Here is a 14,298-nt window from a genome sequence, read left to right on the forward strand (position 1 = left end):
TTTCGCAAGCATATAATGCTCTAAATAACGAAAATGGAGGGCACTGCATGACCCGCATGGGCTATCAAGAAGAGCATGAAGCGTTCCGGCGGACGGTGCGCAGCTTTCTCGACCGCGAGCACGAGCCGAACCTTGCCCATTATGAAAAGATAGGCGGTCTGGATCGCGATTTCTGGCGCAAGGCTGGCGCCGCCGGGTTGCTGGGACTGGCCCATACGGGCGGCGGCGATTTCACCTATTATGCGATCGCCGCGGAGGAGCTGGGGCGTAGCGCCGGCAGCGCCACCACGGGCAGCTCACTGATGGCCGATGTGGCGACCTACATCCTGATCGGCCACGGCACCGATGCGCAGAAGGAAAAATACCTGCCCGGCATCCTGACCGGCGAATGGACGCAGGCGATGCCGCTGACCGAACCGGGTGTCGGCAGCGACGCCACCGCCATCACCGCCACCGCCCGCCGTGAAGGCGATGCATATGTGATCAACGGAGAGAAATATTTCATCTCCAACGGGGCCGGCGCCAATCTTCTGTATGTCGTCGCCAAGACCGACCCGTCCAGGGGCGCCAAGGGGATGAGCGTGATCATCGTCGAGGCCGACACCCCCGGCGTTTCGCAGGCCAAGATTCCGATGATCGGCTGGCGGCAGGGCGATACGGGCGCGGTGAACTTCGCCGACGTGCGGGTGCCCGTTTCCAATCTGGTGGGTCAGGAAGGAGGGGCCATGAAGATTCTGATGGCGACCTTCCTGGAGGACCGCATCCAGATCGCCGCGCGCTGCCTGGGCGCCGCATCGCGCGCGCTGGAACTGACGCTCGACTATGTGAAGCAGCGCAAGGTGTTCGGCCAGCGGGTGATCGATTTCCAGAATACGCAGTTCGTGCTGGCGGATTGCCGCGCCGATATCCGCATCACCGAAACAATGGTCGATACGGCGATGATGCGCCTGCGCGAAAAGCAGTTCACCTTCGAGGACGGCGCGATCCTGAAGCTGTGGGCGACGCAGATGGAAGGCCGTGTGCTCGATCGCTGCGTGCAGCTGTTCGGCGGCGCCGGCCTGATGGATGAAAACCCCATTGCCCGCATGTGGACGGCGGCGCGCATCCAGCGCATCTATGCCGGCACGGACGAATTGCAGAAGGTGGCAATCGCTAGGGGGATGCTGTGATGCCGGCGGAAACGATCGAGCAGTTCGCGCGCCGCTATGGCGACGCATGGGCCAACCCCGACAGCGAAGTGTTCGTGGCAATGTTCGCGCCCGATGCCACCTATCGCGACGACCAGGTGCAGCGGATGAATAGCGGCCACGCCGATCTGCGTGATTTCCACCGGCATTTCGTATCGGCCATTTCCGATATCCGGATGGAGTTTCCCCGCGCCTTCCGCTCAGGTAACGACCTGTGCCTGGAATGGCGGTTTACCGGTCGCCAGACGGGCACCTATCATGGCCGCCCGCCCACCGGCACGGCCTTCGCCAGCCCGGGCGTCGCGCTGATCAGGCTGCGCGACGACGGGTTGATCCAGTCCATCATCGATTATTACGACAGTGGCGGCGTCAGGAAGGCGCTGGACAAGTGACGCGAAAGGGCATGCGATGACGGTGCGGGTGGAGCGGCATGGTGCGGTGGCGCTCGTCGTGCTCGACAGGCCGGAAACACGCAACGCCATTACCGATACAATGCGCCGACAGTTGTGGGAGGCTTATGAGGAGGCCGCGCTGGATTCCTCCGTGCGGGCGGTGGTGCTGACGGGCGCCGGCGGGCATTTTTCCTCTGGCGCGGATATCGGCACCTTTGGCGGCGGCGGCATGCCCGGATCGCTGGGGCGGATGCACGAACTGGGGCGCGTCAACCGTGCCATCTATCATCTGAAGAAGCCGACCCTCGCGGCCGTCGGCGGCGTCTGCGCGGGGATGAGCTGGGGCTTTGCGCTGTGCTGTGACCTAGTGCTGGCGGCGGAGGATGCAAAGTTCGTGCAGATCTTCCGCAACGTGGCGCTGGCGCCCGACGGCGGATCGGTATGGCTGCTCAACCGGCTGGTGGGACCGATGCGCACGAAAGAGCTATGCTACAGTGGCCGTGTCGTCCGCGCCGATGAGGCCATGCGACTCGGGCTGGCGCTAGAAGTGCTGCCGCCTGACGCGCTGCTGCCCCGCGCGCTGGAACTGGCCACGGAACTGGCGGCGGGGCCGGGCATCTCTGCCGCGCTTGCCAAGCGGCAGGTCGATCTGGCGGCCACCATGTCGTTCGACCAGTTTCTGGAGGCGGAACATGTCATGCAACCCGTCGCCAGCCGATCCGAGGATCATGCGGAAGGCATCGCCGCCTTCCGCGAGAAGCGCAAGCCGGATTTCCGCAGCGCCTGATCCTGCCGCCCCTATCAGCGCGGCGAGCGCTGGAACGCCTGCCCGTTGATCGTCATGCCGGAATAGCTGTTGGCGACCGACATGGGCAGGAATTCGGCCGGGAAGTTCAGGCGCGGCCGGGTCGCCGCGTCCAGCCGGGCGATATCCGCCGGATCGAGCACAAGGTCGAGCGCGGCGAGATTCGCCTCAAGCTGGCCCGGGGTGCGGGCGCCGACGATGGGCGATGCCACGCCCGGCCGCGCCAGCAGCCAGGCCAGGGCGACGCAGGCCGGCGTCGCGCCATAGCCACTGGCGATCTCTCGCACGAGATCGACGACATCGAAGGCGTGGTCGCTGAAATGCCGGTTCAGGCTGTTGGTGCGGCCGGCGGATTCCGCCTGCGGCCTATGGCGATCATATTTGCCGCTCAGCAGGCCCGAACGCAGCGGCGACCATGGCGTGATACCCAGCCCCATCGCCTGCGCCATTGGCACCAGTTCGCCCTCCACGGTGCGTTCCAGCAGCGAATATTCGATCTGCAGCGCGATCAGCGGGGCGTTGCCGCGTAGCCGGGCGATGGTCTGCGCTTGCGCCACCTGCCAGGCGGGCGTGTCCGAGAATCCGATATAGCGCACCTTGCCCGCCCGCACGAGATCGTCGAGCGTCGCCATCGTTTCCTCAACGGGCGTGAAGGGATCGGCCCAGTGCTGCCAGTAGAGATCGATATGATCGGTGCGCAGCCGTCGCAACGACGCATCGCAGGCGGCGATGATCGCACTTCGGCTGGCGCCGCCGCCATTGGGGTTGCCGGCCTGCATGTTGCCGCTGAACTTGGTGGCGACCACCAGCCGGTCGCGCCGCGAAGGTTCGGCGGCCAGCCAGTCGCCTATGATCGTTTCGGAACTGCCGCCGGTATAGATGTTGGCGGTATCGACGAAATTGCCGCCGCGATCCACATAGGCCTCCAGCATGGCGGTGGAATCGGCGGCATCGGCGCCGAACCCCCATTCGGTTCCGAAGGTCATCGCCCCCAGGCAAAGGCGGCTGACCTTCAGGCCCGATGCGCCCAGCGTGACATAGTGATCCAGCGGCATATCCATCCCTCCCCTTGTTCGTGGAATAATTAATGTTCATGTATATAATCAGCATGCATATATATAGAAAGCGCGAATCGCGCGCGGGAGGATGAAGCTTACGATGCGACTCGCAGACCCGATCACATTTCCGCGCGGGCCGGCATGGCGCAACCGCATCGCGCTGGCGCCGCTGACCAACTGGCAGAGCAACGACGACGGCACGCTTGGGGACGATGAGCTGCGCTTTTTGGAACATCGCGCACGGGGCGGCTTCGGCCTGGTGATGACCTGCGCGGCCGCCGTGCAGAGAAACGGCATTTCTTTCCCCGGCCAGCTCGCCACCTATTCCGACGATCATGTGCCCGGCCTCGCCCGGCTGGCGGAAGCGCTGCACGAACAGGGCGCCGTATCGGCGGTGCAGTTGCAGCATGCCGGCTCGCGCAGCGACCCGGCGATCAGCGGCGAGCAGGCCGTTTCGCCCTTCCCCTACCCCAAGCGCAACGTCCGTGAATTGTCCACCGCCGAGGTGGAGCAGTTGGTCACAGATTTCGTGACCGCCGCAGTGCGCTGCGAGCAGGCCGGGATCGACGGCGTGGAACTGCATGGCGCCCACGGCTATATGCTGTGCCAGTTCCTCCATGCGGAACAGAACAACCGCGACGATGGCTATGGCGGCAGCTATCGCAACCGCACCCGCATCTATCGCGAGATCATCGCCGGTATCCGCGCCGCGACCGGCCCGGATTTCCAGCTTGGGGTCAGGCTGTCGCCGGAAAAATATGCCTATCCCACGCAAGAAGCGATCGACTTCGCCGAGGAGCTTCTGGGTTCGGGCCAGCTCGATTATCTGGACATGTCGCTGTGGGACAGTTTCAAGCTGCCCGACGATGCGCAATATCATCCGTTGCGCCTCGTCGACCTGTTCGGCCGGCTGCATCGCAGCAACGGCACCCGGCTGGGGGTTGCGGGCCACATCTTCTCGGCCGCCGATGCGCAGCGTTGCCTGGATAGCGGCGCCGATTTCGTCTTCTTCGGACGGGGCGCCATCCTCCACCACGATATCGCCCGCCGCGCTATCGCGGAGCCGGAGTTTGTTTCTCGCGCCTTCCCTGTCACGCGGGAGTATCTGGCGACGCAAGCCGTCGGCCCCGCCTTTCAGACATATCTGGCGACCGGCTGGAAGAATTATGTCGCGGATTGACGGCCGGCGGAGCCGGCCGTCACGCCCGCTCCTCAGCCGAAGGTGAGGATCGGCTTGATCGTCTTTCCGGAATGGGAATCGGCCACCGCCCGGTTGATCTCGGCCAGGGGGTAAAAAGCCGAAAGCCGGTCGATCGGGAAGCGCCCCTCCATATACCAGTCCACCAGCTGGGGGATCAGCACAGCCGGGTCGCAATCGCCGTTCACCACGCCGCGAATCACCCGCCCGCTGATCAGCGGCAGGATGTTGAGCGTCACCTCCTGCTGGCTGGAGGCGCCCAGCAGCACGCAGGTGCCGCGCTCTTTCAACGCCCCTACGGCCGCGGCGATCAGCGCCGGCACGCCCGAGGTGTCGATGGCCTGGTCGACCCCACCCAGCGCCTGCAGCGAATCGGCCAGATCGGATGCCGACGTATCGATCACATCGGTCGCGCCCAGTTCGCGCGCCAGTCGAAGTCGCGAGGCGACGCGATCGACGGCGACGATCCGCCCCGCGTTTACCGCCTTTGCCGCCATCACCGCCGCCATGCCCACCGCCCCGGTGCCGAACACGGCGATCGTCGTTTTCGGGCCGGGTTTCAGCACGTTCAGCACCGTGCCGGCACCCGTCGAAAAGCCGCAGCCCAATGGCCCCAGCAGTTCCAGCGGCGCGTCGCGGCGTACCCTGATCGTGTTCCGCTGGTTGGTGATCGCATGATTGGCAAAGGAAGACTGCCCGAAGAATGCGCCGCCAATAGCCTTGCCCGCATGGTCGTGCAGCGTCGGCGTGCCATCGGGGCGGCCGCCGGCGAAGTTCAGCAGCGGGTATTGCGCGCAATAGGCGGGATGATCGTCGGTGCAGGCGTCGCAGTGGCCGCAGGTGTTGAACGTCAGCACCACATGGTCACCGGGCGCGATGCCGGAGACATTGCCGCCCACCTTTTCCACCACGCCTGCGCCTTCATGTCCCAGCACAAGCGGCAGCGGAATCGGCATGATCTGCTCCACCACCGAAAGATCGGTGTGGCATACGCCCGTCGCCACCAGCCGTACATGGATTTCATCCGCGCCGGGCTCTGCAAGCTCCAGTTCCTCGATACGGAATTCGCCATGGGGCCGGTGCGCCACAGCAGCTTGAATCCTCATCCCCTTCGCTCCCTCAATATACTCTGACTTTTTATAATACAGCTTATTATTCTATGATTGACAATACGCCAGTTTGCATGTGTTCTGCCGCCAATCATAAGGGAGGGAAAACATGATGCGAGGTGCAGCCTTCTGGTTATCTGCGTCGGCGCTGGCGGTCGTCTCGGCTGCATCTGCGGCAGCCCAGACCAGCGGTGAAATGGAGGACATCATCGTGACCGCGCAAAAGCGCGCGGAAAGTCTGCAGGATGTGCCGATCGCCATTTCGGTGGTGACAGCCGGGTCGCTGACCAACGCGGGCATCCGCTCCACGCAGGATCTCTCGCAGTCGGTCGCCGGCCTCAACGTCACCCGGACGACAGAGGCGACCGTGTTCACGCTGCGCGGCGTCGGCACGCAAGGCGGCTCGACCGGGCAGGACAGCGCTGTCGCGACCTTCATTGATGGCGTCTACATCCCGTCCATGGCGGGCTCGACCTTCGCGCTCAACAATATCGAGCGGATCGAGGTGCTGAAGGGCCCGCAGGGCACGCTCTATGGGCGCAACGCGACCGGCGGTGCGGTCAATGTCGTCACGCGCACGCCAAAGCAGGATCTCGCCATCGAGGCATCCGCCGGGGTCGCCAACCTCGCCACTATGGAAGGCTCCTTCTACATCACGGGGGGCACGGGCGCCGTGGCGGCCGATGTCGCTGTCTATTACCGAAACCAGGAACACGGTTTCGGCGAAAACCGGATCATCAACCGCGATATCAACAAATCCCGCGACTTCATCATCCGTTCCAAGCTGCTGTTCGAACTGGGCGACGAAACGCGCATGGTCTTTTCGGGCGATTACGGACGAACGCAGGGCTCCATCGCCATGGCCTACCGCCCGGTGCCGACGTCGCAGCTCGTCGATGGCACAGGCTATGCGGAATTCATCGCGGGCGGCAACGGCTATTATGATTCGCAAAGCGAATTCAACCCGATCATGGATACCAGGATGTTCGGCGGATCGTTCCGGTTCGAGCATGGATTCGGCGATTTCATGCTCACCAACATCCTCGCCTTTCGCGGCGCGGATGGCTTCCAGCGGGTAGAGGTGGATGCGACACCGGTGAAGATCGTCGACGCGCCATTGTTCAACAGCGAAAAGCAATGGACCGAAGAGCTTCAGCTTTCCTACGGCAGCGGGCCGCTGACAGCGATCGTCGGCTTCTTCTACATGGATGCCACCAGCAGATATGACCCGTTCCAGATCGCCGGGCTGGCGATCACCGGGCAGACGGGCGGCCTTTCCAACCGCATCATCAATTACTCCGCGCAAAAGACCCGTTCTTATGCCGGCTTCGGCCAGGCGACATGGTCCGTATCCGACAATACCAATCTGACGGCGGGTTTCCGCTACACAGTCGACAAGCGAACACTTGAGGCTGAGCAAAGCCTGGCCATCGGAATGCCGCTGCCCGATGCGATGTGCCGTTCATTCTGTTATCCTGACGGAACCCTGTTTCCTCTGGCCAGTTTCGATCAGTCGAGAACCTTCAAGAAGCCAACATGGCGCCTGGCTGTCGACCATCAGTTGACACCGGAATTGATGCTGTACGGAAGCTACAGCCGTGGCTTCAAAAGCGGGGTATTCAACCTGACCTCGCCGGGCGATCCGCCGGCCCAACCCGAAACCCTGGATGCATTCGAACTCGGCTTCAAATCCACTTTGCTGGATCGAATACGTTTCAATGCCGCTGCCTTCTACTATGATTACAAGAATATTCAGGCGTTCCAGGTGAACGGCGCCACCACCACGTTGACCAATGCCGCCACTGCACGCATCTATGGTTTCGATTTCGATTTTCTTGCGGAACTGGGGGCAGGATTCTCTCTGGCCGGCAGCGGCGCCTATCTGCACCATCGTTATGGCGATTTTCCGGTGGCCACCATCACCTTCCTGGAGAAACCACCGGGCGCTCCGGATTACCCTGGCTATACACCCGGGCTGGGCAATTATGTGTTCCCCAATTGCTCGGATTCGGCGCACACTGGAAATTTCTATTGTTCCGCCAGTGGCAACCGGCTGGTGAACACCCCCGATTTCAGCATGAACCTTACGCTCAATCATGAAATGGATCTGGGCAGCGGGCGGCTGAACAGCAATGTGAACTGGTCGTACAGCAGCAGCTTTTACTGGGCAGTGGACAATCGCGAGAAGCAGGACAGTTTCAGCCTGTTCAACGCGCAACTGGCTTGGACGGCGCCAGGCGACCAGTTCAGTGTCAGGCTATGGGGACGGAACCTCGGCAACAAGAAGTATCTTGTCACGCTGAACCAGAATGGCACCGGCGACATCGGCTCACCCGCGCCGGGGCGGACCTACGGGGTCACGCTTGGCTTCACCTATTGAGAGGATCGGAGCATGGATACATTTCATCTGGTGATCGCCGGGAAACTCGTAGCCGGCGCGCAAACCATGCCTGTCGTCAACCCGGCGACGGAAGCGGTCATCGCCCAATGCCCAAGGGCCGATCCGAAGCAACTGGACGAGGCCGTCAGCGCCGCGAAAGCCGCTTTTCCAGGCTGGTCGCAAACACCGATTGCCGAGCGGCGCGGCGCATTGATGCGAGTTGCCGACGAAATGGAGGCGCGAACAGAGGAACTGGCGCGCCTGCTGACGGCCGAACAAGGCAAGCCGCTGGACAAGGCGCTGGAGGAGATCGGTGGCTCGGTCTTCATCCTGCGGGCACTGGCCAGCCTGGAACTGCCGGAAAAGCTGCTGTACGAGGATGCGGACGGCCGCTTCGTGGAGCAGCGTTATCCTCTGGGCGTGGTCGCGGCCATCACCCCATGGAATTTCCCGATATCGTTGCTGGTGGTGAAGGTTCCGCCGGCGCTGCTGGCGGGAAACACCGTCGTCGCCAAGCCCGCGCCGACCACGCCGCTGACATCGCTGCGGCTGGCCGAAATACTGAACCGTCACCTGCCGCCGGGCGTTTTCAACATGATCGTCGATGCCAATGATCTGGGTGGGCAGCTGACGGCCCACCCCGATGTGGCGAAGATTTCCTTCACCGGATCCACAGCGACCGGTCGAAAGGTCATGGCCAGCGCTTCCAGTCTGCTGAAGCGGATCACGCTGGAACTGGGCGGCAACGACGCGGCCATCGTGCTGGACGATGCGGATCCGAAGGCGACCGCGAAAAGCCTGTTCGAAGGCGCCATGGTCAATTCCGGGCAGGTCTGCCTGGCGATAAAGCGAGCCTATGTGCATGAATCGCAATATGATGCGATCTGCGACGAACTGGCGGAACTGTCGCGGCAGGCAATCGTTGGCGAAGGCACGCAACAGGGCACGGAGTATGGGCCTCTGCAGAACCGCGCCCAATATGAACGTGTTCGCGAACTGATCGACGACGCGGCCAGCCGGGGCAAGGTTCTCGGCGGAGAGGAGCTGGACCGTCCCGGTTACTTCATCCGGCCGGCAATCATCCGCGATATAGACGACGATGCGCGCATCGTCCGCGAGGAACAATTCGGCCCTGTGTTACCGGTTCTGCGGTACGCCGATATCGACGATGCGGTGAAACGCGCCAACGACAGCGAACAAGGCCTGGGCGGCACGGTCTGGTCTGCCGATACGGCGCGCGCCCTGGAAGTGGCAAGCCGCCTGAATACCGGCATGGTGTGGATCAATTCCCACATGAATATAAACCCTTTCGTCCCGATGGGCGGGGCGAAACAATCCGGCATGGGACAGGAACTGGGCCAGGCCGGGCTTGAGGAGTTCACCCAGCGCCGGCTGGTGTTCGTGCCGGCATGAGTGGGGCTTTCTGATGCTTTTCGACATAGTGATCGTGGGTGGCGGGCAAGGCGGGGCAAGCGCGGCGATGCTGCTGCGCCAGCAGGGTTTCGCCGGCAGCGTCGCGATCATCGGCCGCGAGGCGGAGCCGCCCTATGAACGACCTCCGCTTTCCAAGGAATATCTGCTGGGCGAGAAGCCGTTCGAGCGGCTGCTGATCCGTCCGGCATCCTATTGGACGGAGCAGAATGTAGAGCTTTTGCTGGGCAGCGAAGTCGTGGCGATCGACCCCGAGGCGCGCACCGTGCAACTGCGCAACGGCAATGCCATCGGCTATGGCGAACTCATATGGGCCGCCGGCGGAGATCCGCGGCCGATGAACTGCCCTGGCAGCGATCTTCCAGGCATCCATGCCATTCGCGACCGCGCCGATATCGATGCCATCCTGCGCGAACTGCCTGATGTGGAGCGGGTGGCGATCGTAGGCGGCGGCTATATCGGATTGGAGGCGGCCGCCGCGTTGCGTACGATGGGAAAGCAGGTAACCTTGCTGGAAATGCTTCCCCGCGTGCTGGCACGTGTCGCCGGCCCGGCGCTCTCCGCCTTTTTCGAGCGCGAGCATCGCGCCCATGGCGTCGACCTGAGGACCGGAACCGGGATCGTCGCGTTCGAAGGCCACAAACGGTTGGCGGGCGTCAGGCTGACCGACGAAAGCTTGGTGGAGGCGCAACTGGCCGTCGTGGGCATCGGGATCACCCCTTGCGTCGGCCCGCTGCTGGCTGCCGGCGCGCGCGGCGGCAATGGCGTGGAGGTGGATATGCACTGCCGCACCAGCCTTCCCCACATCTATGCCATCGGTGATTGCGCCGCGCACGAGAACCGCTTTGCCCAGGACAGCACGATCCGGGTGGAATCCGTGCAGAATGCGAACGACCAGGCGATGTGCGTGGCAAAGGCCATCACCGGTCAGCAAAGCCCCTATGTGGCGGTTCCCTGGTTCTGGTCGAACCAATATGATCTGCGGTTGCAGACGGTGGGCATTTCCGCCGCGCATGACGACGCCGTGCTCAGGGGCGATCCTGACAAACGCAGCTTTTCCATCATCTATCTCAAGAAGGGCCGGATCATCGCGCTCGACTGCGTGAACAGCTCGAAGGATTATGTGCAGGGCCGCAAGCTGGTGGAAACCGGCACTGTCATAGCCCCGGTATTGTTGGGGGACAGTTCGCGGCAGCTGAAGGAACTTGCCCTCGCCTAGGTTTTCCGCAAAATCAGTTTGCACATATATCGTGTGCATGATTATAATAAAAGCGCAACAATCGGAGACAGGGTTTGGCGAAGGGTAAGATCATCATCAGTTGCGCGGTGACGGGCGCCATCCACACGCCGTCCATGTCGCCGCACCTGCCGATCACCGCCGCGGAAATAGCCGAGTCCGCGATCGGCGCGGCGGAAGCGGGCGCCGCCATCATCCATCTGCACGCGCGCAACCCGCAGGATGGCCGCCCAGATCAGAACCCAGACCTGTTCGAGCCTTTTCTGAAGGTGATACGGCAGCGTACCGATGCCGTTATCAACCTGACGACGGGCGGCCATCCTTCCATGACGCTGGAAGAGCGGCTGCGGCCGGCCACACGCTTCCAGCCGGAGGTCGCCTCGCTGAACATGGGCAGCATGGGCTTTGGCCTGTTCCCCATGCTGAACCGCTACAAGGACTGGAAACATGCATGGGAACCCCAGGTTCTGGAAGGATCCCGCGATCTCGTCTTCAAGAACAGCTACAAGGATATCGAGGGCCTGCTGGCGTTGCTGAGCCCGATGGGCACACGCTTCGAGTTCGAATGCTACGATACCAGCCACCTCTACAATCTTGCGCATTTCCTCGATCGCGGGCTGGTGAAGGCGCCACTGTTCGTACAGACCTGCTTTGGCATATTGGGCGGGATCGGCAGCCATCCCGACGATGTGATGCACATGAAGCGCACCGCAGACCGGCTGTTCGGCGACCAGTATGAATGGTCGGTTCTGGGCGCCGGTGCCCGTCAGATGTCCATCGTCGCCATGGCGGCGTCGATGGGCGGCAATGTGCGCGTGGGGCTGGAGGATTCGCTGTGGGGCGGCCCCGGCAGGCTGGCCGAAACTAACGCAGAACAGGTGCGCAACGCGCGCAACATCGTTGAATCTCTGGGCCTTTCTGTCGCGACCCCAGCCGAGGCCCGGGACATCCTGCAACTGAAGGGGGCCGATCGCACCGCCATCTGAGGTGCAGGCATCATGTTAGGACGATAGCGGATATGGAAAGAAGCGGCCCGCTTGTCGGGGTGAAGATACTGGAAATGGGGGGTGTTGGCCCGGGCCCCTTCTGCGCGATGATGCTGGCCGACATGGGGGCCACCGTACTGCGGATAGAGCGTTCAGGTGCGCCGCCGATCTTTCCACCCATAGACCCTGCCTGCAATCTGCTGCACCGCGGCCGGGAGATCGTGGGCATTGATCTGAAGTCGCCCGAGGGGCGCGAGCAGCTTCTGCAATTGGCGGACCAGGCCGACGTGCTGCTGGAAGGGTTCCGCCCGGGCGTGATGGAGCGGCTGGGGCTGGGCCCGGATATCTGCATGGCGCGCAACCCGGTGCTGCTCTATGCCCGAATGACAGGCTGGGGCCAAAATGGGCCTATGGCGCATCTGGCAGGCCACGATATCAACTATTTCGCCATGTCCGGCAGCCTGCAGCTGTGCGGGCGCGAAAATGAACTGCCCTCGCCCAATCTGAACCTCGTTTCAGATATGGGCGGCGGCGGCATGCTGATGGCCTTTGGCATCGCCTGCGGTCTGCTGGAGGCCCGCCGCAGTGGCAAGGGGCAGGTGATCGACGCGGCGATGACCGAAGGCACCGCATTGCTGGCGACGATGATCCACGGCTATCTCGCCATGGGGCGGTGGAGCGACAAGCGTGGGGACAATCTGCTGGATGGCGGGGCGCCTTTTTACGATGTCTATCGAACAGCCGATGGCAAATATATGGCCGTGGGCGCCATAGAGCCGAAATTCTACGCCGACCTGCTGGCCGGCCTGGGACTGGATGCGGCAGAGCTTCCCGCGCAGCATGATCGTACGGCATGGCCGATGCTGAAGCAGCGCTTTGCCGACATCTTCGCCCGTCATACCCGCGCCGAATGGGAAGAGCGGTTCGCCGACCGCGATGCCTGCACGACCCCCGTCCTATCCCCCGCCGAGGCGGCCATACATCCGCATGCCAGAGCGCGCGCGATGTTCGGAGAGGTGGAGGGCGTAATGCAGCCGATGCCGGCACCGCGTTTCAGCCGGACACCAGGGCGGGTATCGAGCCCGCCGCCACCCGCGGAAATACCGCTCGATCAACTGAGTGGTGGATGGCGGCCAGATATCTCGCCCTGTCGTTAATCGAGTCCGTGCCTGTAACATGGCTCGTCTCGAAGAAGTGCGTTGCTTCGTGCGGGTCACGACGTGGCTGACATTCACACGGCTCTGGCTCAGCCGGCGGCGTCCAGCAGGCGCCGCTCGACAGCCGCCCGCGCGGCGCTGAGCGGGAGGAAGCTGTCAGGCTCGGCCGCAACGATCTCCTGGCCTTCGCGCGACAGGGCCAGATGGAAATATTCCCGGATCCAGGGCTCCAGCCTGCCGTCCGGGCGGGGCAGCGCATAGAAATAGATGAAGCGGTCGAGCGGATAGCGATCCCGCATGACGATGGTTTCGGTCGCGGCCAGGGCCGAGCCTTCCGGTCCCGTGCTGATCGGCACTTCGCGGGTGTCGGCAGTGGCGAAGTTGATCGCCGAATAGGCGATCGCGCCCACGTCGGTGCCGACGATCTTCATCACTTCGGCGGAGACGGGGCGGAAGGTGAGCGACGGCGTCAGCGGCAGGCCATCGAACTTTTCCTGCACCAGATAGGAACCGAAGCCGACATCCTCGGGCGTGCCGACCGGGTGGATCCTCCGTGCCACCCAGTCTCCGCCAAGGCCCAGCTGACCCCAGCGGCTGCTCGCCGCCGGCGACGCGCGGCGCGCGATGGAGATCGGGCTGGACGGGATCATCGTCTCCAACCATGGCGGCCGCGTGCTGGACGGGCTGGCGCATCCGCTGGACGTGCTCCCCGCCATCGTCGAGTCGGTGGACGGACGCGGCCCGGTGCTGCTCGACAGCGGGGTGCGCCACGGCGTCGACGCGCTGACGGCGCTGGCGCTGGGCGCGCGCGCCGTTCTGGTCGGCAGGCCGCAGGTGCATGCGCTGGCGGTGGCGGGGATGGCCGGCGTGGCGCACATGCTGCACATGCTGCGGATCGAATTGGAAATGGCGATGGCACAGACAGGCTGTATCACGCTGCCGGCGATTGACCGGCGGCTTCTGGCGCCTGAAAATCAGCTTCAGGGCCCATCGATATGAGAGGCGGAGCCTGATTCAGGCTCCGACGCGGAAGTGGCGGGGCAGCGCCAGGTTGAGGACTCACATTCCCTTCGTCACCCCGTTCCCCTTCGTCACCCTGGGCTTGAGCCGGGGTCCAGCTTTCCGCCCGGCGTGGGCAAGAAGCGGGATCCCGGCTTAAGCCCGGGATGACGGGGAGCATATCCATTACTTGCATGAGTGCTCAACCTAACCGCCCTGCCCTCACTCGCCGAAGCCGAGGAAGCGCACGGTGAGGATCGTCGGTATTTCCCGGACCATTTGGGGTCTTGTGCGTTCCGCGAGGGCTGCGGCCTGGGCGATGACGGCACTCGCCGCCGACGAGGCCGCCGTCAAGGCCC

General features: G+C 63.5%; 14 protein-coding genes. 10 read left to right on the forward strand and 4 right to left on the reverse strand.

Annotated elements, in window-relative coordinates; all coding sequences use genetic code 11:
- Positions 1–47 precede the first annotated feature (47 nt).
- The 3 genes from L6Q21_RS08170 to L6Q21_RS08180 are packed head-to-tail and all read left to right on the forward strand — an operon-like array spanning position 48 to position 2,366.
- Positions 48–1,169 (forward strand): acyl-CoA dehydrogenase family protein, encoded by a 1,122-nt coding sequence (locus tag L6Q21_RS08170; protein WP_237830251.1) that lies wholly within the window; start codon positions 48–50, stop codon positions 1,167–1,169.
- Positions 1,169–1,579 (forward strand): nuclear transport factor 2 family protein, encoded by a 411-nt coding sequence (locus L6Q21_RS08175; RefSeq protein WP_237830252.1) that lies wholly within the window; start codon positions 1,169–1,171, stop codon positions 1,577–1,579. The genes L6Q21_RS08170 and L6Q21_RS08175 overlap by 1 nt, the downstream gene beginning before the upstream one ends.
- A 16-nt stretch (positions 1,580–1,595) precedes the next feature.
- Entirely contained in the window at positions 1,596–2,366 is a 771-nt protein-coding gene (locus L6Q21_RS08180; protein WP_237830253.1) for an enoyl-CoA hydratase/isomerase family protein, read from the forward strand.
- A 14-nt stretch (positions 2,367–2,380) separates the two neighbouring features.
- On the opposite strand, the gene L6Q21_RS08185 is transcribed toward L6Q21_RS08180, so the two are convergent.
- On the reverse strand, positions 2,381–3,439 hold the full coding sequence (locus tag L6Q21_RS08185) for an aldo/keto reductase (RefSeq protein ID WP_237830254.1): 1,059 nt from the start codon (positions 3,437–3,439) through the stop codon (positions 2,381–2,383).
- Between the two features lie 103 nt (positions 3,440–3,542).
- Between L6Q21_RS08185 and L6Q21_RS08190 the strand changes: the two genes are divergently transcribed.
- On the forward strand, positions 3,543–4,622 hold the full coding sequence (locus L6Q21_RS08190) for an NADH:flavin oxidoreductase (RefSeq protein WP_237830255.1): 1,080 nt from the start codon (positions 3,543–3,545) through the stop codon (positions 4,620–4,622).
- Between the two features lie 32 nt (positions 4,623–4,654).
- Here L6Q21_RS08190 and L6Q21_RS08195 read toward each other — a convergent pair whose 3' ends face one another.
- Both L6Q21_RS08195 and L6Q21_RS08200 read right to left on the reverse strand, forming a co-directional pair.
- On the reverse strand, positions 4,655–5,746 hold the full coding sequence (locus tag L6Q21_RS08195) for an NAD(P)-dependent alcohol dehydrogenase (RefSeq protein ID WP_237830256.1): 1,092 nt from the start codon (positions 5,744–5,746) through the stop codon (positions 4,655–4,657).
- Between the two features lie 51 nt (positions 5,747–5,797).
- Positions 5,798–6,058, reverse strand: coding sequence for a hypothetical protein (locus L6Q21_RS08200; RefSeq protein WP_237830269.1), 261 nt, complete (start codon positions 6,056–6,058; stop codon positions 5,798–5,800).
- Between L6Q21_RS08200 and L6Q21_RS08205 the strand changes: the two genes are divergently transcribed.
- The 5 genes from L6Q21_RS08205 to L6Q21_RS08225 all read left to right on the forward strand — a co-directional run bounded on the left by L6Q21_RS08205 (position 5,946) and on the right by L6Q21_RS08225 (position 12,940).
- Positions 5,946–8,129, forward strand: a complete 2,184-nt coding sequence (locus L6Q21_RS08205; RefSeq protein WP_237830268.1) for a TonB-dependent receptor — start codon at positions 5,946–5,948, stop codon at positions 8,127–8,129. The two genes, L6Q21_RS08200 and L6Q21_RS08205, sit on opposite strands and share 113 nt — an antisense overlap.
- 12 nt (positions 8,130–8,141) lie before the next feature.
- Positions 8,142–9,542, forward strand: a complete 1,401-nt coding sequence (locus L6Q21_RS08210; RefSeq protein WP_237830257.1) for an aldehyde dehydrogenase family protein — start codon at positions 8,142–8,144, stop codon at positions 9,540–9,542.
- A 13-nt stretch (positions 9,543–9,555) separates the two neighbouring features.
- Complete coding sequence (locus L6Q21_RS08215) at positions 9,556–10,779, forward strand: NAD(P)/FAD-dependent oxidoreductase (protein WP_237830258.1); 1,224 nt, start codon at positions 9,556–9,558, stop codon at positions 10,777–10,779.
- Between the two features lie 74 nt (positions 10,780–10,853).
- Entirely contained in the window at positions 10,854–11,783 is a 930-nt protein-coding gene (gene kce / locus L6Q21_RS08220; protein ID WP_237830259.1) for a 3,5-dioxohexanoate:acetyl-CoA acetone transferase, read from the forward strand.
- A 32-nt stretch (positions 11,784–11,815) separates the two neighbouring features.
- A complete protein-coding gene (locus L6Q21_RS08225) occupies positions 11,816–12,940 on the forward strand; it encodes a CaiB/BaiF CoA transferase family protein (RefSeq protein ID WP_237830260.1) in 1,125 nt (374 codons plus the stop codon).
- An 89-nt stretch (positions 12,941–13,029) separates the two neighbouring features.
- On the opposite strand, the gene L6Q21_RS08230 is transcribed toward L6Q21_RS08225, so the two are convergent.
- Complete coding sequence (locus L6Q21_RS08230) at positions 13,030–13,590, reverse strand: type 2 periplasmic-binding domain-containing protein (protein WP_237830261.1); 561 nt, start codon at positions 13,588–13,590, stop codon at positions 13,030–13,032.
- Here L6Q21_RS08230 and L6Q21_RS08235 point away from each other — a divergent pair.
- Positions 13,565–13,939, forward strand: a complete 375-nt coding sequence (locus tag L6Q21_RS08235; protein WP_237830262.1) for an alpha-hydroxy-acid oxidizing protein — start codon at positions 13,565–13,567, stop codon at positions 13,937–13,939. The genes L6Q21_RS08230 and L6Q21_RS08235 overlap by 26 nt on opposite strands.
- The last annotated feature ends 359 nt before the right edge of the window (positions 13,940–14,298 follow it).

This window comes from Sandaracinobacteroides sayramensis (genome assembly GCF_022014495.1).
GTDB classification, from domain to species: domain Bacteria; phylum Pseudomonadota; class Alphaproteobacteria; order Sphingomonadales; family Sphingomonadaceae; genus Sandaracinobacteroides; species Sandaracinobacteroides sayramense.

Coding starts and splice junctions, on each gene's coding strand:
- L6Q21_RS08170 (WP_237830251.1), top strand. CDS start 48: ATGACCCGCATGGGCTATCAAGAAGAGCATGAAGCGTTCCGGCGGACG.
- L6Q21_RS08175 (WP_237830252.1), top strand. CDS start 1,169: ATGCCGGCGGAAACGATCGAGCAGTTCGCGCGCCGCTATGGCGACGCA.
- L6Q21_RS08180 (WP_237830253.1), top strand. CDS start 1,596: ATGACGGTGCGGGTGGAGCGGCATGGTGCGGTGGCGCTCGTCGTGCTC.
- L6Q21_RS08185 (WP_237830254.1), bottom strand. CDS start 3,439: ATGCCGCTGGATCACTATGTCACGCTGGGCGCATCGGGCCTGAAGGTC.
- L6Q21_RS08190 (WP_237830255.1), top strand. CDS start 3,543: ATGCGACTCGCAGACCCGATCACATTTCCGCGCGGGCCGGCATGGCGC.
- L6Q21_RS08195 (WP_237830256.1), bottom strand. CDS start 5,746: ATGAGGATTCAAGCTGCTGTGGCGCACCGGCCCCATGGCGAATTCCGT.
- L6Q21_RS08205 (WP_237830268.1), top strand. CDS start 5,946: ATGGAGGACATCATCGTGACCGCGCAAAAGCGCGCGGAAAGTCTGCAG.
- L6Q21_RS08210 (WP_237830257.1), top strand. CDS start 8,142: ATGGATACATTTCATCTGGTGATCGCCGGGAAACTCGTAGCCGGCGCG.
- L6Q21_RS08215 (WP_237830258.1), top strand. CDS start 9,556: ATGCTTTTCGACATAGTGATCGTGGGTGGCGGGCAAGGCGGGGCAAGC.
- L6Q21_RS08225 (WP_237830260.1), top strand. CDS start 11,816: ATGGAAAGAAGCGGCCCGCTTGTCGGGGTGAAGATACTGGAAATGGGG.
- L6Q21_RS08235 (WP_237830262.1), top strand. CDS start 13,565: ATGGAGATCGGGCTGGACGGGATCATCGTCTCCAACCATGGCGGCCGC.
- L6Q21_RS08230 (WP_237830261.1), bottom strand. CDS start 13,590: ATGATCCCGTCCAGCCCGATCTCCATCGCGCGCCGCGCGTCGCCGGCG.